Source organism: Enterovibrio qingdaonensis (assembly GCF_028683135.1).
GTDB lineage: Bacteria > Pseudomonadota > Gammaproteobacteria > Enterobacterales > Vibrionaceae > Enterovibrio > Enterovibrio qingdaonensis.
Genome location: NZ_JAJUBB010000002.1, coordinates 465,251 through 490,470, shown reverse-complemented (window position 1 = coordinate 490,470; position 25,220 = coordinate 465,251). Strand labels below are relative to the sequence as shown.

22 protein-coding genes are annotated in these 25,220 nt (G+C 47.0%); 6 read left to right on the top strand and 16 right to left on the bottom strand.

Going from position 1 to position 25,220, the window contains the following annotated elements:
• Positions 1 to 56: 56 nt before the first annotated feature.
• Positions 57 to 440: a DUF4156 domain-containing protein gene (locus tag LRP49_RS04925; protein WP_274140610.1), complete on the bottom strand. Its 384-nt coding sequence runs from the start codon at positions 438 to 440 to the stop codon at positions 57 to 59.
• Positions 441 to 653: 213 nt separating this feature from the next.
• Here LRP49_RS04925 and opgC point away from each other — a divergent pair, with 213 nt between their 5' ends.
• Positions 654 to 2,231: an OpgC domain-containing protein gene (gene opgC, locus LRP49_RS04920; RefSeq protein WP_274140609.1), complete on the top strand. Its 1,578-nt coding sequence runs from the start codon at positions 654 to 656 to the stop codon at positions 2,229 to 2,231.
• A gap of 629 nt (positions 2,232 to 2,860) precedes the next feature.
• Positions 2,861 to 3,286: a GNAT family N-acetyltransferase gene (locus LRP49_RS04915; RefSeq protein ID WP_274140608.1), complete on the top strand. Its 426-nt coding sequence runs from the start codon at positions 2,861 to 2,863 to the stop codon at positions 3,284 to 3,286.
• 75 nt (positions 3,287 to 3,361) lie between these two features.
• Here the strand turns inward: LRP49_RS04915 and LRP49_RS04910 are convergent, their stop codons facing one another.
• Positions 3,362 to 4,630 (bottom strand): mechanosensitive ion channel family protein, encoded by a 1,269-nt coding sequence (locus tag LRP49_RS04910; protein WP_274140607.1) that lies wholly within the window; start codon positions 4,628 to 4,630, stop codon positions 3,362 to 3,364.
• Between the two features lie 798 nt (positions 4,631 to 5,428).
• Between LRP49_RS04910 and LRP49_RS04905 the strand changes: the two genes are divergently transcribed.
• Together LRP49_RS04905 and LRP49_RS04900 are read left to right on the top strand one after the other, a co-directional pair.
• Complete coding sequence (locus LRP49_RS04905) at positions 5,429 to 9,973, top strand: SslE/AcfD family lipoprotein zinc metalloprotease (RefSeq protein WP_274140606.1); 4,545 nt, start codon at positions 5,429 to 5,431, stop codon at positions 9,971 to 9,973.
• A 623-nt stretch (positions 9,974 to 10,596) separates the two neighbouring features.
• Complete coding sequence (locus tag LRP49_RS04900; protein ID WP_274140605.1) at positions 10,597 to 11,547, top strand: TDT family transporter; 951 nt, start codon at positions 10,597 to 10,599, stop codon at positions 11,545 to 11,547.
• 20 nt (positions 11,548 to 11,567) lie between these two features.
• Here LRP49_RS04900 and LRP49_RS04895 read toward each other — a convergent pair whose 3' ends face one another.
• The gene (locus LRP49_RS04895) at positions 11,568 to 12,467 is read right to left on the bottom strand and encodes a LysR family transcriptional regulator (RefSeq protein ID WP_274140604.1); all 900 of its coding nucleotides are present in this window, start codon (positions 12,465 to 12,467) and stop codon (positions 11,568 to 11,570) included.
• 145 nt (positions 12,468 to 12,612) lie between these two features.
• Between LRP49_RS04895 and LRP49_RS04890 the strand changes: the two genes are divergently transcribed.
• Positions 12,613 to 13,020 (top strand): VOC family protein, encoded by a 408-nt coding sequence (locus LRP49_RS04890; RefSeq protein WP_274140603.1) that lies wholly within the window; start codon positions 12,613 to 12,615, stop codon positions 13,018 to 13,020.
• 22 nt (positions 13,021 to 13,042) lie between these two features.
• On the top strand, positions 13,043 to 13,570 hold the full coding sequence (locus LRP49_RS04885) for an NADPH-dependent FMN reductase (protein ID WP_274140601.1): 528 nt from the start codon (positions 13,043 to 13,045) through the stop codon (positions 13,568 to 13,570).
• A 24-nt stretch (positions 13,571 to 13,594) separates the two neighbouring features.
• Here the strand turns inward: LRP49_RS04885 and ureG are convergent, their stop codons facing one another.
• The 13 genes from ureG to urtA all read right to left on the bottom strand — a co-directional run bounded on the left by ureG (position 13,595) and on the right by urtA (position 25,065).
• Positions 13,595 to 14,218 (bottom strand): urease accessory protein UreG, encoded by a 624-nt coding sequence (gene ureG / locus LRP49_RS04880; RefSeq protein ID WP_274140600.1) that lies wholly within the window; start codon positions 14,216 to 14,218, stop codon positions 13,595 to 13,597.
• A gap of 9 nt (positions 14,219 to 14,227) precedes the next feature.
• Complete coding sequence (locus LRP49_RS04875; RefSeq protein WP_420791520.1) at positions 14,228 to 14,911, bottom strand: urease accessory protein UreF; 684 nt, start codon at positions 14,909 to 14,911, stop codon at positions 14,228 to 14,230.
• A gap of 11 nt (positions 14,912 to 14,922) precedes the next feature.
• Entirely contained in the window at positions 14,923 to 15,495 is a 573-nt protein-coding gene (locus LRP49_RS04870) for a HupE/UreJ family protein (RefSeq protein ID WP_274140599.1), read from the bottom strand.
• Positions 15,496 to 15,521: 26 nt separating this feature from the next.
• Entirely contained in the window at positions 15,522 to 15,977 is a 456-nt protein-coding gene (gene ureE / locus LRP49_RS04865) for an urease accessory protein UreE (RefSeq protein ID WP_274140598.1), read from the bottom strand.
• A gap of 8 nt (positions 15,978 to 15,985) precedes the next feature.
• Entirely contained in the window at positions 15,986 to 17,689 is a 1,704-nt protein-coding gene (gene ureC / locus LRP49_RS04860; protein ID WP_274140597.1) for an urease subunit alpha, read from the bottom strand.
• A 1-nt stretch (position 17,690) separates the two neighbouring features.
• Positions 17,691 to 18,053 carry an urease subunit beta gene (locus tag LRP49_RS04855; protein ID WP_274140595.1) on the bottom strand — a complete coding sequence of 121 codons (363 nt, stop codon included), beginning with the start codon at positions 18,051 to 18,053 and terminating at the stop codon, positions 17,691 to 17,693.
• Between the two features lie 14 nt (positions 18,054 to 18,067).
• Positions 18,068 to 18,370 (bottom strand): urease subunit gamma, encoded by a 303-nt coding sequence (ureA, locus tag LRP49_RS04850; RefSeq protein ID WP_274140593.1) that lies wholly within the window; start codon positions 18,368 to 18,370, stop codon positions 18,068 to 18,070.
• Between the two features lie 24 nt (positions 18,371 to 18,394).
• Complete coding sequence (locus tag LRP49_RS04845; protein WP_274140592.1) at positions 18,395 to 19,264, bottom strand: urease accessory protein UreD; 870 nt, start codon at positions 19,262 to 19,264, stop codon at positions 18,395 to 18,397.
• Between the two features lie 13 nt (positions 19,265 to 19,277).
• Positions 19,278 to 19,973, bottom strand: coding sequence for an urea ABC transporter ATP-binding subunit UrtE (gene urtE, locus LRP49_RS04840; protein WP_274140591.1), 696 nt, complete (start codon positions 19,971 to 19,973; stop codon positions 19,278 to 19,280).
• A gap of 55 nt (positions 19,974 to 20,028) precedes the next feature.
• Positions 20,029 to 20,925, bottom strand: coding sequence for an urea ABC transporter ATP-binding protein UrtD (gene urtD / locus LRP49_RS04835; RefSeq protein WP_274140590.1), 897 nt, complete (start codon positions 20,923 to 20,925; stop codon positions 20,029 to 20,031).
• Entirely contained in the window at positions 20,922 to 22,016 is a 1,095-nt protein-coding gene (gene urtC / locus LRP49_RS04830) for an urea ABC transporter permease subunit UrtC (protein ID WP_274140589.1), read from the bottom strand. The genes urtD and urtC overlap by 4 nt, the downstream gene beginning before the upstream one ends.
• A 3-nt stretch (positions 22,017 to 22,019) precedes the next feature.
• Positions 22,020 to 23,627, bottom strand: coding sequence for an urea ABC transporter permease subunit UrtB (gene urtB, locus LRP49_RS04825; protein WP_420791523.1), 1,608 nt, complete (start codon positions 23,625 to 23,627; stop codon positions 22,020 to 22,022).
• Positions 23,628 to 23,775: 148 nt separating this feature from the next.
• Positions 23,776 to 25,065, bottom strand: a complete 1,290-nt coding sequence (gene urtA / locus LRP49_RS04820; protein WP_274140620.1) for an urea ABC transporter substrate-binding protein — start codon at positions 25,063 to 25,065, stop codon at positions 23,776 to 23,778.
• Between the last annotated feature and the right edge of the window lie 155 nt (positions 25,066 to 25,220).

The window sequence follows — 25,220 nt, the reverse complement described above, 5'->3', positions numbered from 1 at the left end:
CAAGCATAAAAAAGGCCTGACTTTAGCTGTCAGGCCTTTTCGATAAAACGATGCTGTTAAAGTGAGGTTTCGGTGCCGTCAACGGCAACAGACGGAGCAGCGTTTTTCGTGGTATCACCACACGAGTAGGCATTACCAAACATGGTAACTGAGCTCGAGAAGCCTAGTGGCTGGTACAGGTACAACACATTAGCATCAAGATCATGCGCTTTCTGACGCATTTGGTTCAAGGTTCCCCAAACCATGTCTTTGTCTGCGTGCAACCAATAGTCGTAAAAATGACCTTCAGAACCGATTACCGTTCCCATTAATTCGCAATCTTGAATCGCGGCAACATCATCCCAGATCACATCAACTTGGTTTGACTCCTGCGTTGGAAAGGTCACACAGCCTGACAACAAGGATGCTGACGCAGCAAGGCAAAATAAGGCTTTTTTCATTAACTACGTATCTCAACATAAATAAAATCGGCGCGAAGTGTATCCTTCAGACTCGCAAAATCAAGTGAAACCGTATTCCCACTTCAAGTAATTCGTCGAGCCATCCCATAAATGGGCAAAATTTAGCAATAAAACAGCAAGTTATGACAGGTCGTTTTTATAGCCCTTGCCCTAGTATGGCTTGAACAAAATGTCACACTTTAGGAGACTTGCGTGAAAAGGATACCGGCGTTAGACAGCCTTCGGGGCTTGTTATTAGTTATCATGACGTTCAATCACTTGATCTGGGTAAGTGGCGGTGTGACCAGCCTACAATTGTTCACACTTCAGCCACTTGGACAATTTGGTGCCGCCGAAGCGTTCGTCTTTCTTTCTGCTTTGTTAGCCGGTGCCATATACAGCCGACCAGCACTATCTAATACCGAAGTAAGAAAGAAGGCATTTAAGCGGGCGATTACCATCTATCGCTACCACCTCATTTGTATTCTTGCGATATCAGGCTGGTACTTTTTTGTAAAATTCGCTATTCCATCAGGCATTCCATTATACCAATTTAGTTTTCCAGGAATTATCTCTGACCCTATCGGGGCATTAATCCTATCAATCACTCTGCTATCCAAGCCCAACTACCTCGATATTTTGCCTCTTTACATTTTTTTCATGGTTGGTCTGCCGTTTCTTATCGCAGCATTTCGAAAAGGCTATTTACTCTGGGTAATGGCCCTCAGTATTGCTGTTTGGCTATGTAGCGGTTTCACTGAGACCTCACAATTAACCGCGGTTGTTTCTTTCGTCTTTCCTAATGCCAACGTTCAACCCGGCTACTTCGACCCGTTTGCATGGCAAATCCTCTTTACCAGCGGTGCCGCACTCGGTTACTTAGCGCAAAATGGTTCAGTCAATTGGATAACACCTGCACGAACCATCATCGCGGCTCTAATCGCTCTCACACTTTTTGTATTGCATCGCGGTTCGTTCTTAGGATTTGGCTTTACGCCAGACGCGCTTTATCAGATGGCAGATAAGCCTGAAATTGGCTGGCTGAGATTACTCAACATTTTGGTATGGGTTTACTTGGTTGCAGCCATTATTCGCCATCGTCCTACCTTGTTGGAATTTAAGGCTCTGAGCTACATTGGCAGACATTCTCTGCATGTATTTAGCTGGCATGTCGTTCTGTCTTACATCGTGGGTTTAGCACTGTTCGATATAAGATTTGAAAACTATTACCTCATTGTTGTCTTCGCACTGGTTGCAACCCTCTGGATCCCTGCTTGGATTAAAGAAAAACAATCCCCTACATTGGAAACGAAATGGTGGGCAACCGTCACCATGCTACCCACACTTTTAGTTGCAGTACTCAGTGTAAACCTTCTCAATCCAGCACTAGAAACAGAACAGTCCGACGTTGCTTCGCTTAAAGCGTTGGCACCAAACTCCATACAAGTGCAAGTTTCAAACATCGGCAATGAAAACGCGCCGATCCAGATTTTGCTCTTTAAAGACACGGATGATCTGATGGGTTCCCCCAGCGCAGGGGCTCTGACTGTCAGTCCTGAACAAGCCGAATCAGGTGTCGTATTTGAAAACGTCGCGCAGGGTAAGTACGTCATACTTGCGTTCCAGGATATTGATGGGAACCACTATCTCACTGTAGAAAACAGCGTTCCGCAGGAAGGCTTTGGTTTTTCAAATCTGCCTATCGTTAATGGGCCTCCTGCAATGAGCGATGTCGCCTTTGAACATATAGAGTCACAAACCCAAAAAATTGTTTTTAACCACCTGTATTAGAGTCTGTTCGAAAAAAAAGTGTTTCTCCGACAAACGTCGGAGAAACACACAACGACAACAAGGAGTAACGTAGTTATTGATACTGCCATTGTCCGTATCCTTATGGAGCAATAGGCAACATCAAAGACATATCTGCAATCAAGATGCCATAAGTTCAAGTCTTTGAAGTAAAAGAGATATGTAGACATTGGCAGACAGGAATATGGAACGAGTGACCAATGTAGGTGCAAAGGCTGCACTACAATGAGGTGCCTTTCTGCACGGCATATTTGTCTATACCGCCAATCCCATTTTTAAATAGGGTAACTCCGATTCATAAAAACGTTATATTTCCATAACATTCATAACAGTTAACCCATTGAAATTATTGACATCCATCACGTAAATTTTGAGATAAAACAACACCATATTGAGTTTGGAGTCAATATCCTGTTCTCTGAATGGTTAGCCCCCGCATAAACTTCACTTTTTGATCGAGTTTGTTGCCGTTAGTCGAAGTTATTCATAAGTTTAGGTGCTATCTTGTCGCTATCGAACACGCTGCCGGGTGTACCCTACGAAGGTGAATTTTACACCTATACCCGGCAGCTTCCCCTTCGCTTTTAATTAATGCCTTTATAGAGGAAACCGTGAACGTTACGTTTCTCGACCAAGACGCAGACCTTCCAAAAGTGTTGGATTTGCTCATCCAATTGCGACCACAATTCACGCAAGCGTCACTTTTAGAACAAGTAATCAAGCAACGCGAGTCAGGCTACCAGCTTGTATATGTTGAATCAGAAGGCACCGTTTTAGGGGTTGCTGGTTTCGTTGAAGGTGAAAAGCTGGCTTGGGGAAAATACATCTACGTCGATGATTTGGTTGTTGATGAATCGACGAGAGGCCAAGGTGTAGGAACACTGCTTATCAATTGGTTTAAAAAGCGCTGCAAATCAGAAGGCTTTAACCAACTTCACCTTGATTCAGGCGTACAACGCTATAAAGCACACCGTTTCTATCAACGCGAAAAGTTTCGTATTTCCAGCCACCATTTCGTGACCAAATCATTCAAATAGTACAAACGCTGCTGAGGGTGTGTACTCCCACACCGGAGAGTCGCTAACTCCAACTCAGCAGCACCTTAACTAACGTTATTCTGACTTGGGAAAACACCCAATATTCTTCGCATCATTTCCGCCAAATGCTTGAAATGGGCGAAGGCCGAAGTACGGCATGATGGCGTAAATGTGGTCAAAAATGTCCGCTTGTACACCTTCGTAAAACACCCAATCGGTATTGTTCGTAAACGCATAAATTTGTAAGGGTAAGCCTTCTGGAGTTGGCTGTAATTGCCGAACCATAGAAAGCATGTAGCTATGTATATCCTTATGCGCTCGCAGGTAAGTCGAAAGATACGCCCTAAAAATACCAATATTAGTCATATGCCTTAGGTTCGCAGCATGGTGAACATCTTCAAACGTTTCATTGAAGTCTCTGATTTCTTTATCTCGCTCAAAAAGAAACTCCCGAAGAATTCGAACCTGTTTCAATTCTTCTATTTCTTCTTCTGTCATAAATCGAATAGACGTAACATCAATGAAGACTGAGCGATATATTCGCCGCCCACCGGACTCCGACATACAACGCCAATTAATAAACGCACCCTGCACCAGAGCATACGCCGGTAGCATGGTCACGGTATTATCGAAATTCCTTACTTTGACGGTGGTTAACGAGATTTCTTCAACTGAGCCGTTTGCACCATAGCTCTCCATCTCAATCCAGTCGTTAAGGTTGACCATTCTGTTTGCTGATAACTGAATTCCGGCAACAAAGCCAAGAATCGTGTCTCTGAATACCAGCATGACAAGACCTGTTGCAACCCCTAAGCCACTCAGGAAAATTACGGGCGATTCATCCGCCAGAATGGATACGGACAGGACAATAGCAACGATGAACGTAAACAATTTGATGAGCTGTATAAAACTCTTGATGGGCAGTCGTTTCGTGACACCTTTTTTATGGGCGATTTCATCCAGCGCATCTAGCAATGAAAACAAGACCCACACAAACATAATCAGTACACCAACACCCAAGAGTCGGTCGGTTGTGGTGGACAATAAAGGATGGTGAGTCAATATAGGTGGGACCAGCACATCGAGAATCATTACAGGGACAGTCGCTGCAATTTTCTCCAACACTTCATGGTTTGTAAGACTTTTTCCCCAAGACTCTTTGTTTTTACTGATGATGACATTGACAGATTTAACTATCACACGGTGGATTAAAAGATAACAAATAACAGCGACACCTACCGAGGCGAGAAGGAAAACTAATGTAGGCTCCAGCCCATATGGGTCACTATTCACGCCTATTGACGCGAGCTTATCCGTCACATACTTTCGTACACCATGATCCATGCGCGTTACTCTCCTAGGTTCAGTTCAAAGAGCCTAGCAGTTAAGAATAAAATTGGGTGAGGAAGTTTTGATACATTTAAGCCAGCATCCACGCCGTTTCAGTTGACCAATGCCATTGCGCACTGCTGGCTTCCATAAGAGCAATAAAATTACCCGCTATACGTACGCGTCTACTTTCCTTGCGTCTCGCCTATCCGCCCTTGCTCTGCGCTCATAACCTCTGTAGCAGGGTTTACCCGCTCTTCTTTCGCGCAACGCTCGCCGCTCAATGACATAAACGCCGTTGACCAACTTAGTCTCGACGACTTGGATGTATTTCGATGGCTTCATAGCACTCCCAAACAACCCTGCATGATGCATTTTGCTGCATAAGTAGCTTAACGACTAACGCGCCACTATCTCCACCTCTGTCAGAATATAAAACACCGTTTTCTCAGCGGCGATACACAATCTTATTGTTGGCGTTCTCGATTCTCTCGCCACTATTTGTGACTCGCAAAATGCATCGTGGTCGTTCTAAATTCAACCCAATTACTCTCACCTTAAAACCAGTTACGTACCTTCGTTCAGGAATGAATTATTTTATTTGAATTAGTCATTGAATTTGTTGTAAAACATGCGCCCTTTTGCTCAACACAAATAGTCGTGGCCACCAACTCTCAACGAAATATTGCACTTGGTTCCAATTCATAACTTAAAAAACTCAACTGCTTATTTTTCCCGCAATACCTGTCGCACGTATATAAGGCGCTTTTGGCAATCGTTAAACCCATTCAGGCCTTTTTAGGAATAATAAAAATGTACAAAAAAAAGATTCTGCCCATTCTCATTGTGGCAGCGCTTGCTGGCTGTGATGATGACAATCAAGTCTCAACAGGGGGTGGTATTCCATCCATCCCGGATACTGGCACGCCTGATACCGGAAATCCCGACACTGGCACGCCACAGCCATCGATTATTGCGGGTGAGTTTTCGCTAGATGGCAACAAGGTTTATGGTTCATCAGTCAACTGTAACGGTGAGCCTGCTAATGCATTCGAATTTGAAGAGAAAGAGACAGTCACCTGTAGTTACGAAGGAACTGTTCTGGCAACATTTAGCAATGTGAGCATCGAGAACCTCGCTAAGTCTGGCCAAGCGATTACACGCCATCGTTTAAATCTGCATGATGCTGATGAGTTTGTAGACTCACCAAATAAAGCGCACAATGCACATGCATTACTGACTACCGTCTCTCCTTCCCACGGAAATCAAATTGATATTGAGCTGACTGCAACGCACGATAAATTAGCGTTCAGCAATATCTACAATCATGACTTGGCACTTCCTCCGGAAGAGTTCGACAAAATCATCGCAGAAAAGCCTGCGGAAGAAAATCTGGCAGACAAGAACCCGAGCGCGCACGTTCCAGAGATCGAGCCGGAGGTCACGCCAGGAACATCCACCGATCTAAACGCCGCTTTCGTTTCAGCGAACGCTGAAGAGGCATATCAGTACAAGCCAACAGAAGTCATTCTTTCAAAAGCCGTGATCACTGACAGCAACGGCACGCCAATTGAAGGGTTGTCTTACTTTAGCCATTCTTCACGTGGTAAAACCAATGCTGCTGGTGAGTTTGATTTTGCTTGGGGTGAGTCCATTTCCTTTGGCATCGACACCTTCGAGCTGGGTGGTGTACGCGGGAACAAAACCCAATTCAAATTGACGGATCTCGGTACTGACCAGCGTGGCCGAAACGCTGAGGCTTTGGTAAAACGTTATGCCGATAACACGCTAACTAACCGTGTAGTCAGCGAAAAAGTCACTGACGTTTTTGCGATGTACCCTAACGTGATCAACGAAGCCATTTCGCTGTCTCTAAACGACAAAGATACCGTACTAGAAGTAGGTGGTGGTCTGACACAGACGGTTGCCGCGGAATTCGAAAAACAGTTTAAAAATGGCATTGCAAGCCTAGTCGATGAGGCGATTTGCGGTAGCACCTGTGGTACGTCTGCCTTTTCATTTTTCAGCGAACCTGCCGTTCATACCGCCACTGACGATCTTGCTAACATCCAAGCTGACATCAACAAACTTTGGGGCATCAATGATGCACTCACTGACGGTTGGAAGCCTGTTAAAAAGTTCCACGTTTTTACCGATGCGACAAATTTCTATGGCAGTACTGGTTTGGCGCGCGGACAAGCAGCCGTCAATATCTCAAATCAGGCCTTCCCTGTCATGATGGCGAGGAACGACAACAACTACTGGCTGTCTTTTGGTGACAAAAAAGCGTTTGACGAGCGCAACCTTGCTTACATCACCGAAGCACCGTCTAAACAGAAAATTGACGTAGTCGGTAAGAACACTGCCACCTTCAATCTTCCGTTTGTCACCATTGGAGAAATGGGCAAAGGCAAGGTCATGGTTGTCGGTAATGGCCGCTATAACTCCATCCTTGTTTGTCCAAATGACTACTCTTGGGCAAGCAATGGACAATGTGGTGAAGGTTCTGTAGCGAAAGACAGCGATGACATGAAGAACTTCTTCAGTAACGCTATTCGCTACCTGACCAACCGCGCATCAGACGAAAAAATCACCGTCGGCACAAACATTCCTCATGTTTACTTTGCTCGTCATGGCCAAGTCTTGGGTATCAAGGCGGATTACATCATTTCTCCGGAATTCAATGTCGATACGGAGCAACTAAGTAGCTTCGATGGCATCAACCCAATTGAAATGCCACTTCTGATCATCAACGGCTTTGAGTACAAAAATCCTAACGGCAACCACTACATCCCGCCTCATTCAGCGGACGTAACCAAGCCGAAACTGACCCAAGATGACGTGACAGCCTTGATCGAATACGTCAACAAAGGCGGTAGTGTGTTGATGATGGAAACCATCATTCAAGAAAACAATACTGGTGAAACAGGACGCTTCCTTGATGCAGCTGGTATCGCATTTGGCATGGGTGATTCTGTTGTTCGTAATGGTAATGGCCCTAACGACGGCTATGCTGATCGCCCGCGTGCAAACCGCGAACATGCACTTTGGATCATCGAACGCTATGCGGCGAAATCTGAAGGTGAAGATCAGGCACCAACACTTCCCTACTCCATCGACCCAATTACTGGTGAAGTCATTTGGGATATTGAAGTGGGAGAGAAGCTCGACTTAGAAACCGCCTTCTATCAAGCGGAAATCGATGGCGAACTTAAAACGTTAAAAGCCTTCATTCGTGAAGAAGACCATTTTTCTAAAGATGAGAAAGGGAAATGGATTATTGGTGCTAATGGCAAACCCGTTCTTGATGAAGCATCACTGCAATTGGCGAAGAATAAGCTGCTTGACCAGTTCCTCGTTAACGGCCAACGCACTTACCAAGAGTGCACGCTCAGTGACTATCATTACGAGATCAACTGTCTAGAACGTCGTCCCGGCAATGGCATTCCACTAACGGGTGGCATGGAGCGTCCAATTTATACCAAGTTGGATTTAGGCAGTGAACAAGCGAAGGCCATGATTAAGGCCGCCGATCTTGGCACCAATATCGAGCGTTTGTACCAACATGAGCTTTACTTCCGTTCGAAAAGCAATGAAGGCGAGCGTTTAAGCAGCACCGATCTGAACCGTATTTACAACAACATGACCGTTTGGCTGTGGAATAACTTGGATTATCGCTATGAAGAAGCTCATGGCGATGAATTAGGCTTTGAGCGATTTACACAGTTCCTCAATTGCTACACCGCAAACATGGCAGATGGTAACACTCAGTGTCCAGCGGATCTCGGTGACAAGCTTGTCAGCATGAACATGGTGTATGGTGCAGATGCTGGCGAGTACGCAGGTCAAATGAACCCAAGCTACCCGCTAAACTACATGGAAAAACCATTAACGCGTTTAATGCTGGGTCGTTCGTTTTGGGATCACGACGTTGTTGTAGATGTTCGTCCATTCCCAGGCGAACCAAGCGGTACCACAGGTGGTACCTCAATCACGCTTGATATGAGTAATAATACAGCGGCTTACTACGCGGGTAATCGTCAAGCAACGGGCCAATGGGCAGTCGCTCATCAGCCGTTCACTGTTTCGGTCTCTGGCAATACAACGCCTGTTAAAGTGACTGTTGCCTTGCATGATGATCTGACAGGTCGCGAGAAACACGAACTGGCAATGATGCGTCCACCACGCATGCAAAAGTCTTTCGAGGTGGGCACTTCAACCGTGTTTGAAGTCCCTTATGGCGGCTTGATATATGTGCAAGGTGGAAACAGCAGCGAGGTCACCATCAATATTAATGGCACCGTCAATGCACCTTTGTTTGATTCGTCGAAGAATGGTTGGGTCAATGACCTGAGCTCGCCTGCTCCTATTGGTGATGTGGTCTCTGACAGCTTTATCTTCACTGCACCAAAGGCCAATATGACGGCAGCCAACGTTAGCGGTGGTGTAACGCAGTTTGCCGATGAACTGGATATGTTTGCCAATGATCTGAATGACTTCTACGCGAAAGATGAAGGCGTTGACGGTACACATAACCGTGCGGCAACACACCCAAGCATTCCAAACAATCGCCATGCTTTTGTGAATGACGTAGCTATCAGTATTGGTGCCGCGCACTCGGGTTATCCGGTAATGAACAGCAGCTTTAATCCGAATAGCCATGATATCAATACCGACCCACTCAACAGTTGGTTGTTATGGCATGAGGTTGGACACAATGCCGCACAGGCTCCGCTCAACGTGGAAGGAGCCACTGAGGTCGCCAACAATGTTGTCGCTCTCTACATGCAGCAGAAATATTTGGGTTCTATGCCACGCGTGGCAACCGATATCCGCATCGCGCCAGATTACGTTAATGCCGAAATGGGCCATGCGTGGGGTGCAGGTGGTCCGGGTGAACGCTTGCTGATGTTCGCGCAAATGAAAGAGTGGGCAGAAACAGAATTCGATATCACACACTGGTACACGAATGAAATCCCAGCTTACTACAACACTGATACAGGCATGAACGGCTTTAACTTCTTCAAGTTAATGCATCGATTAAGCCGTAACGCGAACGATCCTGCGATTTCACACTACGGCCAAAACCAGTGTTACAACTCAGGGCTAGGAGCGAGTGATGCATTGATGCTTTGCGCCTCTTACGCGGCACAAACCGATCTCACGGCGTTCTTCGAGGCGTGGAACCCGGGTACAGTGGCAACTATTCTGCCGGGTGTTTCCGAACCGCAGTACGTGGGTGGCATCTCAGACCAAGGTCGAAAAGCGGTGAAGGCACTCAACCTTCCACTGCCACAAAAAGATCCTATTGGCATCAAAACAGTGACAGCATCAGCACCGTATCCTGTTGCTCACTAATCTAGCGTGTCTATTCAAGCCCCTTACATAGGGGCTTTTTCTTATCAAAATCACAGAATCGAAAAAGAACAGACAAAAAAAAGCCACCTTTCCGGTGGCTTTTTGATTCATCTCTTTAAGTTGAAAAATAGAATACTGTGGTGTTGCTATAACTTACTTTTGCTCGCGTGCTCAGTATGTTGAGCTACCTAGCCTCATGGTCAGATACACATGGGCTCTATTGGACTAGCGAGGTCTTTCACTTAAAGTGGCGTATTCCTACGCTGATGTAACATTCCAAATTGTTATGTCACCCAAGCGGCCAGTCTCACTTTCTGGCGGAAGCGAGCAGAATGCTCGTCCTATTCGTCTAAATTGCCTGAGTGCAATTTGATTATAGGGCAACCAATCTGGGCCGCTACGTCTCATTATTACGATTGTGACGGGCTTTCCGAATATAAATTTTGCCTTCTCTTTAGTGCAATTTTAGGCAAGGTTTATGCTTCTCCAAACCACGATGCACGCGGCTTAAAACGGGGGTTTACGCAGGCTACTAAAACACAAAAGAAAATCAGATTAGGTACACAAAATTTTCGTTGTTGTGCGTATAATGATGACCGGATCTTGTGCCCTTGTTTTTGTTCATGGATGTTAGCTTGACAGTTTTCCACTCACCATTCCGTTTTATACCTACCGCCCAAGCATCACTTGCAATGGCATTTTTTGGATTAGGTACTGCGTGGGCACTTTACCACCCCATAACGGGGTCTTTGTCACGCCCTCTTTTGTCAGGAATTGGCATTTTACTTATTGCCCCCGTTTGGTTGAAATACCTATTTGAACCGAAACGTTTCTTTCAAGACCTGCGTGATCCGCTCTACGGGAGCTTAATGGCCCCCATGACAATGTCGCTATTGTTGATGGCTGATTTCCTCGCAGAGATACATGTGGAGGCTGCAGCCATTGTTTGGTACCCCGCCATGACAATGCATGTCTTCATGGCGAGTTACTTTTTCTTTCATCAAGCGAAGTCCTTCGAAAAGTGTAATATCTACCCCAGTTGGTTCCTCTATCCCGTTGGATTGATTAGCAGCACACTCGCCGGCCCTAAGCTTGGTTTTGATCATGAATCTGCCCTGCTCGCCCATGTCTGTATCGGTGCGTATTTCTGCATGCTTCCCTTTGTGCTTTACCGTCTCTGTTTCTTAGAAACCTTGCCGAGAAACTCACGTCCTGTTCTTGCCATCATGGCGGCACCGGTGAATCTGGCTCTGACAGCCTACTTGGTTAACCTGCCTTCTCCTGATCCAGTGCTTGCGGGGGCGTTAGCGGGCGTCGGTATTATGATGACGCTGTTCGTCTACCTGTGTTATTTCGACCTCTTGAAAGAGCCGTTTCAGCCGACAATCGCTGCATTGACGTTTCCGTCAGTCATCAGTGCCGTTGCCATGGAACGTTTAACACTGTGGCTTGGGACTGATTTTCCTCATTGGTCATGGCTAGAAAGACTGGGGCTGTTTGAGTTGGTGATCGCGACACTGTTGGTGACTTGGGTGAGTTTTGGCTACATCCGACACTATGGATTCGGTCGATAAAAAGCCCCTTTCGGGGCTTTTTACTTTTCACCTAGTTCTTCAATCACCACGTCGATAAAACTACGCACTTTCGAAGACATGTGCTTTCGGCTTGGGTAGACCAAAAAAATCTCAATGGGCATTTTGGGATAATCGGTAAAAAGCTCCACCAGCTTGCCTGACGCCAGTTCATCTCGCATGTTAAAACGAGGAGTTCGAATAATCCCACGCCCCTCAAGACATAAGGACAATATCAACTGGGAACTGTTTGAGGTCATAAAACTCTCAACGTCAACGTCGATAGGCTCCCCGCTCTTCTCTGCGTATCGCCACGTGTTAAAGTTCGGTAAATTGCTATAACTGATCACACGGTGTTTTGTGAGTTCACTAGGGTGAGACGGCGAACCGTGAGTTGTTAAATACGCAGGCGATGCCACCGTTACACCTTCTGATGTCATGAACTTCCGGCAAATCAAACTTGAATCTTCTAAGGACTGTGTCGCGCGAATCGCGATATCAATGCCTTCTGCCACTAAATCGACTTTTCTGTCATTCAATTCAACATCGAGCGTTACGTTAGGGTATTTATCGCTAAAACGGCTGATGAGCGGAGCCAGCGTAATCAAGCCAAAGCTTGTTGGACAGCTGATTTTTAGATGACCTTTCGGCGTGCTTTGATGACCGAGCATCGCGCTTTCTAGTTGTGCGGCGTCTTGTACAATTTGTCGGCACTGCTCAACGTACAACTCACCTTCGGGCGTAAGATTCAAAGATCGTGTTGTTCGGTGCAGAAGCCGCACCCCCAAGCGTTCTTCTAATTTGTTAATTTCTTTACTGATATAAGAGGTCGAGTGACCCGTTTTATCAGCCGCCTTTGTAAAACTGCCATATTTAACCACTTCCGTAAAAATGATCATTCCATCAAACAGTTGCGTGTTCATTCCCGTTTCCAGACGCGTTCTTTTAAATAAGCATAACGAGATTAGAAGCCATATGGAAACAATCCTTCCACATAAAGGCTATTAATCACTAAGTGATAAACAATTAAAGTAGACAACACGTTAAGGGAAGAAAGTAGGCAACCTCATGAAAGAACTAACAAGAGTGAATCACATTGGGCTGCGTGTCAGTGACTTTGAACAATCGACCGCTTTTTATAAAAAATTAGGGTTTGAGTACATTGCCGGCCCAATTGGCCCAGAACCCGTCGCAATTGTTGAGCATCCTTGCGGCATCAATATCAATTTTATTCTAAACGCCTCGAAAAGTGACGGCGTAAATGTCTTGATGGATATTGATGAGAAAATGACGGGTTACACTCACGTTGCACTTGAGGTTTCAAATTTACACTCAGTGATAGAAAACCTGACTAACTTGAATATTCCGCTCTCGGGAGGGCCGATGACGCACCCGACTGGGGCATCAATCTTCATCCGAGATCCAGACCGGAACGTGATTGAATTTATTGAATACAACGGCACAAGCCAACTTTGAACAGAATTCTGAGGACTCAACTATGAAACTATTAGCATTTGCAGCATCTAGCAGCTCTCAATCCATCAACAAAGCACTGGTCACCTATGCTGCAGGCTTAGTGGAAGGTGCCGACGTGGAAATTCTCGACATCAATGACTACGAAATGCCAATTTTCAGCTCTGACCGCGAAGCGGACTTAGGTCAACCAGAACAAGCACAAGCATTCTTCAAAAAAATTGGTGAGGCCGATGCAATCATCGTGTCATTCGCGGAGCACAATGGTTCTTACACCGCGGCCTACAAAAACTTGTTTGATTGGACCTCACGCATCAATCAGAAAGTGTATCAAGGCAAGCCTGTTGTTTATCTGGCGACATCGCCTGGTCCTGGCGGAGCACAAACCGTGTTGGGTTCAGCCTCGACCAGCGCACCTTACTTTGGCGTTGATCTAAAAGGCTCTATGTCTGTGCCAAGTTTCTACGATAACTTTGACATGGAAACTCAACAACTGAGTAACCCAGAATTGGTCAGTGCATTGAAAAATACAGTAAATGCATTGAACGCCTAATCGCAGCACGTAACAGCGGGCTAATCAGCCCGCTTTTTTCAACATTCCTTCAGTCTCTAAAAAGTGAATAATTTCACTCAAGCCTTTTTGCTCTTTGAGATTCGTGAAAACATAAGGCTTACTCGGTCGCATTCTTGCGGTGTCAGAATCCATCACATCCAGATCTGCACCGACGTATGGAGCCAAGTCGATTTTGTTGATAATGAGTAAATCTGATCGGGTTATTCCTGGGCCACCTTTTCGAGGGATTTTTTCACCTTCTGCCACATCAATCACGTAAATGGTTAAATCCGCCAATTCCGGGCTAAACGTTGCGCTGAGATTGTCGCCCCCACTTTCAATAAAAACCAAATCTAAGTCTTGATGAAGCTTCGCCAGCCCTTCGACTGCTTCTAAATTCATTGACGCATCTTCACGAATCGCCGTGTGAGGACAACCGCCTGTTTCAACGCCGACGATCCGATCTGCACTCAATGCACCCGCTTCCGTCAATATTCGCTGATCTTCCCGCGTATAAATATCATTGGTTACTACAGCCACGGAGTAGTCATCTCGCATAGCCTTACAAAGCACCTCAAGTAGGGCTGTTTTTCCTGACCCAACTGGCCCACCGACACCAACACGTAAGGGCTGTTTTTCGTTCATCAATTCATCTCCTTATGACCGGAATAACCGTGAATATTGATTTTCATGACAACTCGACGCGATAGCTTGAGCCGGGGCGAAGTTTCCTATGTCATCGTTTTTCATGTTTTTGGAGTGAGTAACGGCATTCTCCAGAGTATGGGAAAGGTTTATCAGAATGCGTTGACCGGACGTTTGCCCTAATGGAACGAGCTTTACACCCGCCATTACCGTATTTTCTAACCAACTCCACGCGTATCCCCGGCACATTGCGTCCTCAGAAATCCCCCACTTAAAGCATGCAAATGCAAAACCTGATAGCTGATTGTGTGAAACCAACTCAAGTTCCACCGACCCTTCTTCAAGAATGCCGAGCTGCAACAACAGCTTCGACATGGTGCGCCCGCGCTGTTGCTCTTCCTGTCGTAACTCTAACGTTTCTCGGCTTGCATATAGCCAATCACTCCAATACCTAACGTCCTTGTCATCTCGTTTTGCATAGGCACAATGAATCCTCCTAAGTATGGGGAGTTCAAGGTGCGCTAAACTGTCCGACGCGATACTGTCGAGCCAATCTACAAACCCCTTTTCGTCTTGTATCCAACCCGCATCTATTGCCCATTCAAGCCCTTGAGAATAGCTGAATGCGCCTACGGGCAGAGAGGGACTGATTAGCTGAAAAAGTCGATAATCACCCATTGTTCTGCCGCTATTCACAACGAAAACCTCTATGCGATAAGAACAAACAGCACACCACTTAGCCCCATTGCAATAGACAGTTTTTCCTGACTGAATATTGACCCAAGCCTCTCTCCAGCCAGCAGCATAACAACGGCGGCGACGAGAAATCCGGCGGCGAATGCGTCCGAAGTGACATGCGCGCCATGCATAAAGCTGGATGCTCCAATCACAAGAAATGCGAGAGCCGCAGATATCTGTGAAAATGTGCCAAAACCTGCACTTCTCATGGCAACAGACATCGCGGCTAAGAACAATGCGCCCACTAACATAGGGAACATGGGGGACACTTCATTGGAAATGAAGGAACTTTGAATGGCAAAAAATACAAAACTTAGCAGCCCTGCAATAACCAATGCTTTCGATTTAAGGCTAGAAAATTGCGAAATGAGTACCCCCATCGCCACCCAAGTCACTACGTGTAAAATGCTGGTAAACGGATGAATAAAGCCATCGATATACTGGTGCGGACTCAGACTGCTCACTGACGGTTCTAACGTATGTGCAGCAACAGGTAACGCGAAGATGAAAGCCAATCCCGCTAAAAGATGCCTTACATTCATATCTCTCTCCTTAAGCTAAAAAATCCTTAATGTGAATGATGGTGCCCTGATGAATGCCCTCCATACGCACCATTTTCGGGCTCAAAAGGGGCACTTTCGACCACAACATCTCCACCTAGCAATCTGACCATTTCATCCAAAACATGATCATGGTGATAACGCACCCACCCCTCTCCAACTTGCAAGGGCACGTGTCGATTGCCAAGGTGATAACTCAATCTAGCCAGCAGGTGGGCACTATTTGCATATGCAGTGGAGACTTTTTCTGCAGCGGCTATAACTCGCACTTTCTCACCGGTTTCGGCGACCAAAACATCTCCTCCGCGTACGGTATGCCCCCGAGGAAGAAATAGTCCCGCGTCTTGCCCATCATCCAGCGTCACCTTGAGTCTGCTTTTTATTCGCGCATCAATGCCTAAATGAACCGTGGGCAGGTCATCTCTGTTATCAACACCGGTTTCAATCCTTGTAAATTCCAGCATGACGCTCCTTAAAATAGAAAATAACGTTGGGCCATCGGCAGCACATCTGCTGGCTGGCAAACCAATAGTTGACCATCAGCACGCACTTCGTATGTTTCGGGATCGACCTCAATGTTGGGCTGCCAATCGTTCAGCTTCATGTCTTTTTTACGAATGCTCCTACACCCTTTGACCGCGCTAATCCCACTCTTCAGCGTCAGCATCTCCGGCACACCATTATCAATGGCAATTTGTGACATAAAGAGTAGTGAACTTTGGGCAGGCCCGCCTCCAAATGCCCCAAACATTGGGCGATAATGCACGGGCTGTGGTGTCGGAATTGACCCATTGGGATCCCCCATAGGTGCTGTCACGATGAGGCCACCTTTGATAACTAACGACGGCTTAACACCAAAGAACGCGGGCTTCCAAAGGATAAGATCGGCCAGTTTCCCCACCTCGATAGAGCCGATTTCGTGAGACATTCCATGTGCGATGGCAGGGTTAATCGTGTATTTCGCGACGTAGCGTTTGATGCGGTTGTTATCGCAGTGTTCAGAGTCACCTTGCATCGCACCGAATTGAACTTTCATTTTATGCGCGGTTTGCCACGTTCGAATCACCACTTCACCGACCCTCCCCATGGCTTGGGAGTCGGATGAAATCATAGAAAACGCGCCCATGTCGTGAAGCATATCTTCTGCTGCAATTGTTTCGCGACGAATGCGTGATTCAGCAAACGCAATGTCTTCCGCAATAGAAGGCGACAGATGATGGCAGACCATGAGCATGTCCAGATGCTCATCCACTGTATTAACGGTATACGGACGTGTAGGGTTGGTCGAAGACGGTAAAACATTAGCCAGCCCTGCCGCTTTAATAATGTCAGGTGCATGGCCACCACCCGCCCCTTCGGTATGGTAGGTATGGATGACACGATCCCCAATCGCATTCAATGTTGCTTCAACAAAACCACACTCGTTCAGCGTGTCAGTATGGATCGCCACTTGAACATCTAATGCATCTGCTACCGATAAACAACAGTCGATTGCCGCAGGTGTCGAGCCCCAATCCTCGTGCAATTTAAGACCGCAAGCTCCAGCTGCAACTTGCTCTTCCAATGCGTCAGGTAGACTAGCGTTACCCTTACCTAACAAGCCAAAATTCATGGGAAACGCATCTAACGCTTCGAGCATTCGGTGAATGTTCCATGGGCCAGGCGTACACGTCGTTGCGTTTGTTCCTGTTGCTGGCCCAGTTCCACCGCCTACAAATGTCGTCACACCTGACGTCAGAGCTTCATCAATTTGCTGTGGGCAGATGAAATGAATGTGCGAATCAATTCCTCCAGCGGTAAGAATTTGACCTTCCCCAGCGACCACTTCTGTTCCCGGTCCAATAATAATATCAACACCATCTTGAATATCTGGGTTACCGGCTTTTCCAATGCCACTTATTCGGCCACCTTTTACCGCGACATCCGCTTTGACAATGCCCCAGTAATCCAACACGACAACATTCGTGATGACCATATCAGGGGTTTCGCTGCTTGGTCGTTGACTTTGTCCCATCCCATCTCGAATGGTTTTTCCGCCGCCAAACTTTACCTCATCACCATAAATCGTGAAGTCTTTTTCTACTTCAAGCCATAACTCTGTATCAGCCAAACGCAGACAGTCTCCCGTTGTGGGCCCAAACATTTCCGCATACGCTTGTCGGGATATCTTCGCCATATCAATCACCCTTATCGTCTAGTGAGTCGTCGGATAAGTCCCCCATCACACGACCTTGAAAGCCATAAACGGTCCGCGTTCCAGCATAGGCCACCAACTCAACGCGTCGGCTTTGTCCGGGCTCAAACCTGACGGCAGTTCCCGAAGGAATGTTCAGTCTGAATCCCTTGGCTGCGTCGCGATCGAATGCCAATGCATCGTTAACTTCGAAGAAATGATAATGTGAGCCCACCTGAACCGGCCTGTCTCCCGTGTTGGCGATATCTAGCGTGAGGGTTTGACGACCAACATTTAGTTCAATTTCACCGGCTTTAGCATGCAATTCCCCGGGGACAAACCTTGAATAGCTTGGTGATTGAGACATGAGTTATCTCCTTATTACACGATGGGATCGTGTACGGTAACGAGCTTGGTGCCATCAGGAAACGTCACTTCGACCTGCACGTCATGGATCATGCTAGAAACGCCTTCCATCACATCATCTATCGAGAGAATGGTGCGACCGTAATCCATCAGCTCAGCGACAGTCTTTCCATCTCTCGCCCCTTCCATAATTGCGGCACTAATTAAGGCCACCGCTTCCGGGTAATTCAGTTTTAACCCGCGCTCCTTTCGCCGCTCCGCCAATAAGGCAGCGGTAAAGATGAGCAGTTTGTCTTTTTCTCTGGGGGTTAGCTCCATAGTGCTTACTCCTCATGAATATCGTTAAGTTCGCCAAATACGCGGCAATTCAGGTAACTCACCCGTCCAATGCAATCTGATTTGCTGCCAGCAATTCGCCATCAACATAAAAAGTTGCTCGGTACTGTCAGATAACCCTCGCATGACGAGAAAGCCGTCGATGACCGTCAAACCGACCATCATGTCTGTCGCAACCTCTTGTGTTTTCCACCACGCACAAACAGAGCCAAAGTCCTCTTCACTGCCATAGGCGATGAGTGTTCCAGAGACTGACTTGCCGCGAAGGGAAGCTGCATCTTGCTGCCAAACTCTAGGGTTTACTCTCAAGCGTTCACAGATCACTAATCGCTCATCAACAAACACTTTCGTCAAACCATCTATCTCGCCTTGATCAAAATGTGCCTTAGAAGCGGGTTGACCCAATGTCCATATATCTAACCCCACAAACTGAGAGCGAGAAGAAAGGTGAACATCGGTTCGTGTTCGCAAAAAGGCATTAGGGAACGCAATGTTCTCCAATGGAACAAACTCCAACCTCGCATCAGGGCCGACAGTGAACGATTGACTGACATTTGCCACTCGCCCTTCTGAACGATAGAAACGGGTGGCACCGGGGGTAGTCACCACCGCTTGAGACAATTTGTCGACCGAAATAGAAACATGGAGTGCGTCACCACCCACAATACCGCCGGGAGGATGGAGAATGTGGCTGTGGCAGGTACCACCTTCTGGGTAAAGTGATCGCTGAACGGCTAAGGGACCTCGGTGTGTCCGGTGCTTTAAAACCGTTCGTTCGCCTTGTCTGACAAAGCCCAACGACAGCTCTGCCTCCCAGCTTCCGTGGCTGGGCTCTCTCTCTGGAATGACGTTATCAATAGCAACCCGCGTCTGCACCAACTGTATTCCCTTAGACCGTCAAGTAATGTTTAATGAGCATGTCATTGAGTTCGGCGATATCACCACTAGCCACATTTCTGCCCCGCTCAAGAATGCAAAAGCGATCACCGACTTTTCGTGCAAATGGCAGCTTTTGTTCCACCAGCACCACCGTTAAGCCTAGCTCGTCATTTAGGCGGCGAATAATGTCGCCGATCTCTTGCACAATATTGGGCTGTATACCCTCTGTAGGTTCATCCAAAAGCAGTAGTTTTGGGTCAATCACCAATGCCCGCCCAATAGCCAGTTGCTGTTGTTGGCCGCCTGAGAGATCACCACCGTAGCGGTTTTTCATTTCAGCGAGGACCGGGAAAAGCTCATAGATGAACGACGGGATTTTCCTGTCTCCTTTTGGACGAATGGGTAACCCAATCTCTAGGTTTTCTTCAACCGTCAAACGTGGGAATATTTGTCGTCCTTGAGGTACGTAACCCACACCATGTCGGGGCCGTGCTTCTGCCCGAAGTGTGGCTAAATCAGTGCCTGCTACTGATATTTGTCCACTGTCGATGGCCAACAAACCCATAATGCTTTGCAGCAGTGTTGTTTTCCCAACACCGTTTCTCCCCATAACGACTGTGCACTGCCCTTTGGGGGCATCAAAGGACAAATCCCAAAGCGTCTGGCTTTCTCCATATCGTTGATTTAATCCGCTCACTTTCAACAAAATACGTCTCTCCCTGACTGGTATATCCGGAACGTTCAATGAATCTTAGGTATCGTTATTGCCCTAGATACACTTCCCTGACTTTTGGATTCTCCTGCACATCTTTCATGCTGCCTTCTGCAAGCACATGTCCCTGATGCAGCACAGTCACTGTCGACGCAATACTTCGGACAAACTCCATATCGTGCTCCACGACCACAATCGAATGGTCACCTGCAAGGGAGCGCAATAGTTCCGCCGTTCTGTCCATTTCCTGATGAGTCATCCCCGCTACAGGCTCATCCACCAAAAGCAATTTCGGCTTTTGCATTAACAACATCCCGATTTCCAGCCATTGCTTTTGGCCATGTGAGAGCTTGCCAGCCAGCATTGCGTATTGTGTTTCTAATCCTATTAGAGCCAGTACTTTTTCAATGTCGCATTTTTGCTCACCTGTCAGCCTTGCTCTAAACAGGTGCCACGTGGTTTTACTCCCGGCCATGGCAAGTTCAAGGTTTTCCCAGACCGTGATTGCTTCAAATACTGTAGGCTTTTGAAACTTACGCCCTATACCAGCATTGGCGATTTGCGCTTCGTCCATTTTCAAAAGGTCGAGTTGCTGACCCAGCCACACTTCCCCTTCATCTGGCCGTGTTTTTCCCGTGATGATGTCCATCATGGTGGTTTTACCCGCCCCGTTTGGCCCAATGATGCAGCGAAGCTCACCTTCCTTGATGTACAAGTTCAAATCGTTAATGGCTTTAAATCCATCGAAAGACACGGACACGCCTTCGACGTATAGCAACATGCCGTTCTTTACATCCACTTTTGGGTTGTAAGGTGGTTTGAGAAAGCTAAAAACCTGATCGCGACGGGTAAGTTCATGGAGGAAATCCCCACCACTGCTTGTCGTTTCTGGATGTTGGGCTTTTTGGTACTTCATACTTTCCAGCCATAGTGTTTTCGACATCATGCCGTGGCCTCCCTTTTTTGAAGCAAACCGCACACGCCTTTTGGTAGATAGAGCGTGGCCAACACAAATAAGGCCCCCAACGCAAACAACCACACTTCCGGAAACTCAACCGTGAACCAACTCTTGGCATAGTTCACCAAAAATGCACCGACAATGGCTCCATACAAGGTCGCCCTGCCGCCAAGAGCAACCCAAACAACAATCTCAATTGAGTTCAACGGTGAGAACTCCCCTGGGTTGATGATCCCAACTTGAGGGACATACAATGCACCTGCAATGCCAGCAATCGCAGCTGAAAGCACAAAGATCCACAACTTACTCTTCTCAACGGCATAGCCAACAAAACGAGCGCGTGATTCGGCGTCGCGGATCGCGATAGTGAGAGAACCAAGTCTGCTGGTAACGATTGCCCTGCAAATCACAAAACACATCCCAAGCGCAATAACTGTGGCGACAAAAAGCCCAACACGCACCTCATCACTTTGAAGACTGAACCCCAGTAAATCTTTAAAGTCTGTGAGGCCGTTGTTGCCACCAAACCCCATTTCGTTGCGGAAAAAAGCAAGCATTAACGCAAACGTCATCGCCTGCGTCATGATAGACAGATAAACACCGGACACTCGGGAGCGAAACGCCAGCCAACCAAATACAAATGCAAGCGCGCCGGGAATGGCAATGGCCATCAAACAGGCAAACCAGAACATGTCGAAGCCTTGCCAGAACCAAGGAAGCTCCTGCCAATTGAGAAACACCATAAAGTCAGGTAGTTCAGGGTTTCCGTATACGCCACGATCACCAATCTGTCGCATGAGATACATGCCCATCGCATACCCGCCAAGGGCAAAAAATGCCCCGTGTCCCAAGCTTAAAATGCCCAAATAGCCCCAAACCAAGTCAACAGAAAGTGCCAGAATCGCGTAGCTTAAATATTTACCAAGCAGCGATACTGTGTAGGTTTCAAGATGAAAGACACTGGTAGGAGACACCCACAAATTCAACATAGGGACAGCAACGACAGCAAGGCCTAACACGCCTATCAACAATGTCGTTGCTCTATCAAAGATCGGTTTGTTTAACGAATGAAAGTCCATGGTTTATGAGTCCTCCGCCATACGCCCGCGTTGAGGGAAAAGCCCTTTAGGTCTTTTTTGAATAAAGAGAATGATGAAGACCAAAACCAAGATTTTTGCCAAAACAGCTCCCGTCCATGGCTCCAGAAATTTATTGAAAACGCCGAGACTGAGTCCAGCTGCTAAGGTGCCCCATAAGTTACCAACGCCCCCAAAGACCACGACCATAAACGAGTCAATGATGTAAGCCTGCCCCATGTTGGGGCCAACGTTGGTTAGCTGAGACAAGGCAACGCCAGCAACACCAGCAATCCCCGAGCCTAAACCGAACGTCGCCATATCAACCCATTCCGAGCGCACTCCCATGGCGCGTGCCATTGAACGATTTTGGGACACGGCGCGAACTTGAAGACCCAAAGGGGTGCGCTGCAAAACAAACAACAAAGCAAAAAAGACCATGAGGCAAAAAACAATGATGTACATCCGACTGGCCGTTAATTGCAGCATGGGGGTGACATCTATCATTCCGCTCATAAATTCAGGGGTACTTACAGAACGATTCAGAGGAGAAAAGATGGACCGAACTGCTTGTTGGAGGATTAAACTGATCCCAAATGTCGCGAGAAGTGTTTCTAGCGGACGACCGTAAAGATGCCGAATAACGCTGCGCTCGAGCAGCACCCCAACAAAACCAGAAACCACAAATGCACAAGGAATTGAGAGAATAAGTGCCACGCCTGTATGGCTTGGCAACAACTGCTGAATAACGTAAGTGGTGTACGCACCCAGCATGATTAGCTCACCGTGCGCCATGTTGATCACGCCCATGACGCCAAATGTAATAGCAAGGCCGATACCCGCTAAAACCAATACCGACCCCAAACTCAATCCAAAGTACAACGTCTGCGCGACGTTAACGACTTTTTGCGTTTGTTTATAGTCAGCAATGGCTGCATTCATTGCCCGAGATACCGGTGAATTGTCATCACTTAATCCCGCACGAGCCGCTTGAAGAGCCTCAAAAGCTTCTGGCAATCCTGAAGAAGACAATACTTTAATCGACTGGATTTTTTCAGCATCCGTTCCCTGCCCAGTCATTGTATAGACAGCCATCGCGACATTGATATACACATATGTGACAGCGTCACTTTCTGTGTCTAGCAAATCACGGATTGCATGTGCAAGAGGTTGATCAACTTGCCCAATAAGTCGCTGTGCACCTGCTCGTTTTTGGGCCAAATCATCGCCACGTAACGCCAAGGTCGCTAGCACTGTTTTTATCTGAGCACGCATGTTGTTATTGAGCGTGACTTGTCGATAGTCGCGCTTCTTTATGACTGTTATTTTCTTTCCTGTAACGAGGTTTTCTATCTCACTGCCCTTCTTCAACGGGGCACTGATAACGTACCAAAGTGACTTATCTTTCTTTCCATAAACCACACGTTTATCCAGCAAGCCGTTCAGCAAAGCGTCTTTATTCTCGACGTCGGACTGCGCGATAAGTGCTATGGCTTTTTGTTTTTCACTGAAAGACTTACTGGTAAGAAGGGGCTGAATGTCCGCAAGAGCATGCGTCTTAGCAAACACGTCAAATGATGTTGCAAACATCAGGGTGACGATCAGTGAAATCATCAACCGAGTGACATTCTCCTTCAATGCTGTGTGTCGAACGGGCTTTTTCGCCATCATTCAATCCCTTGAAAAAGGCCCGCCATGTCGGTCGTATGGTAGAGACATCTCCGCATGGCAGGCAAGGAGTTAAAAGTTACAGAGAGAATCCTTACTCACTTACGCCCGAGCACTGCCCTGTGGTGACATTGAAGCTGCCGCAAGACATTGGCTTTAACCAACTCGCAAACAAGTCTTTCGACCCACTCAAGAAATCAGACCAAGCATCACCTGCCACCACATCCGGTGTTTCCCATACCGTCACAAACTGACCATCGTCCTGAATTTCGCCAATAAGCACTGGCTTGGTGATATGGTGATTTGGCATCATGGTTGCGTAGCCCCCAGTGAGATTAGGTACCGTCACACCAATGATCGCTTCTTGAACCGCATCTGAATCTGTCGTGCCCGCTTTTTCAACGGCTTTCGCCCACATATTGAATCCGAGGTAAGTCGCTTCCATTGGGTCATTCGTCACGCGCTCATCATCATTAATGTAGGCATGCCACTTCTCGACAAATTCATCATTCTGGTCAGTCTCAACGCTCATGAAATAGTTCCATGCAGCCAAATGACCGACCAAGTTAGATGTATCCATACCAGACAGTTCTTCCTCACCGACGGAGAAAGCAACAACCGGAATGTCTTCCGCTTCTACCCCTTGTGCAGCAAGCTCTTTATAGAAAGGGACATTTGCATCACCGTTGATGGTGGATACCACCGCGGTTTTCTTGCCTTCTGCACCGAATTTCTTGATATCAGCAACGATGGACTGCCAGTCTGAATGACCAAACGGCGTGTAGTTGATCATGATGTCTTCTGGTTTAACGCCGTTATCAAGCAAGTACGCTTCGAGGATTTTGTTGGTGGTGCGTGGATAAACGTAATCAGTCCCTGCAAGCACCCAACGCTCGATATCCAAATCATCCATTAAGTAATCAACGGCTGGAATCGCTTGTTGATTTGGTGCAGCACCTGTGTAAAAAACGTTTTTCGAGGACTCTTCACCCTCATACTGGACCGGGTAGAAAAGAAGACTATTAAGCTCTTCAAACACGGGTAATACGGACTTACGAGAGACCGATGTCCAACACCCAAACACAACATCTACGTCTTCTTTCTCGATAAGTTCGCGGGCTTTTTCTGCAAACAGTGGCCAGTTCGATGCAGGGTCAACAACCACGGCTTCCAACTTTTTGCCAAGCAACCCGCCTTGCTTATTCTGTTCATCTACCATCATCAACACGGTATCTTTCAGCGTGGTTTCACTGATCGCCATGGTGCCCGACAGCGAATGCAATACACCGACTTTAATCGTATCTTCGTCAGCGACGACTTGATAAGACAGTCCCGCAAGTGCAATTGCACTGACCCAATTTGCTGCAACCTTCTTTCCATTCATCATTACTGCTCCTTATAGGTATCTGCGAATCGTCAAAGCAAAAGCCCTGCCACATGAGAGAGACCCATCGCATATTTTGTGCATTTGCATGTAATCAAAAGAAAATTAGGAGGGAAATTATGTATGAGGAAGAAAAGGTATGAACGTCACCATGT

Bases quoted from the DNA above. Each gene is read 5' to 3' on its own strand.
- urtA (WP_274140620.1), bottom strand. From the start codon at position 25,065: ATGAATGGAAAGAAGGTTGCAGCAAATTGGGTCAGTGCAATTGCACTT.
- urtC (WP_274140589.1), bottom strand. From the start codon at position 22,016: ATGGACTTTCATTCGTTAAACAAACCGATCTTTGATAGAGCAACGACA.
- LRP49_RS04895 (WP_274140604.1), bottom strand. From the start codon at position 12,467: ATGAACACGCAACTGTTTGATGGAATGATCATTTTTACGGAAGTGGTT.
- urtB (WP_420791523.1), bottom strand. From the start codon at position 23,627: ATGATTTCACTGATCGTCACCCTGATGTTTGCAACATCATTTGACGTG.
- LRP49_RS04910 (WP_274140607.1), bottom strand. From the start codon at position 4,630: ATGGATCATGGTGTACGAAAGTATGTGACGGATAAGCTCGCGTCAATA.
- LRP49_RS04900 (WP_274140605.1), top strand. From the start codon at position 10,597: ATGGATGTTAGCTTGACAGTTTTCCACTCACCATTCCGTTTTATACCT.
- LRP49_RS04890 (WP_274140603.1), top strand. From the start codon at position 12,613: ATGAAAGAACTAACAAGAGTGAATCACATTGGGCTGCGTGTCAGTGAC.
- urtD (WP_274140590.1), bottom strand. From the start codon at position 20,925: ATGATGTCGAAAACACTATGGCTGGAAAGTATGAAGTACCAAAAAGCC.
- ureE (WP_274140598.1), bottom strand. From the start codon at position 15,977: ATGCTGGAATTTACAAGGATTGAAACCGGTGTTGATAACAGAGATGAC.
- ureC (WP_274140597.1), bottom strand. From the start codon at position 17,689: ATGGCGAAGATATCCCGACAAGCGTATGCGGAAATGTTTGGGCCCACA.
- LRP49_RS04925 (WP_274140610.1), bottom strand. From the start codon at position 440: ATGAAAAAAGCCTTATTTTGCCTTGCTGCGTCAGCATCCTTGTTGTCA.
- LRP49_RS04885 (WP_274140601.1), top strand. From the start codon at position 13,043: ATGAAACTATTAGCATTTGCAGCATCTAGCAGCTCTCAATCCATCAAC.
- LRP49_RS04870 (WP_274140599.1), bottom strand. From the start codon at position 15,495: ATGAATGTAAGGCATCTTTTAGCGGGATTGGCTTTCATCTTCGCGTTA.
- LRP49_RS04905 (WP_274140606.1), top strand. From the start codon at position 5,429: ATGTACAAAAAAAAGATTCTGCCCATTCTCATTGTGGCAGCGCTTGCT.
- ureA (WP_274140593.1), bottom strand. From the start codon at position 18,370: ATGGAGCTAACCCCCAGAGAAAAAGACAAACTGCTCATCTTTACCGCT.
- LRP49_RS04855 (WP_274140595.1), bottom strand. From the start codon at position 18,053: ATGTCTCAATCACCAAGCTATTCAAGGTTTGTCCCCGGGGAATTGCAT.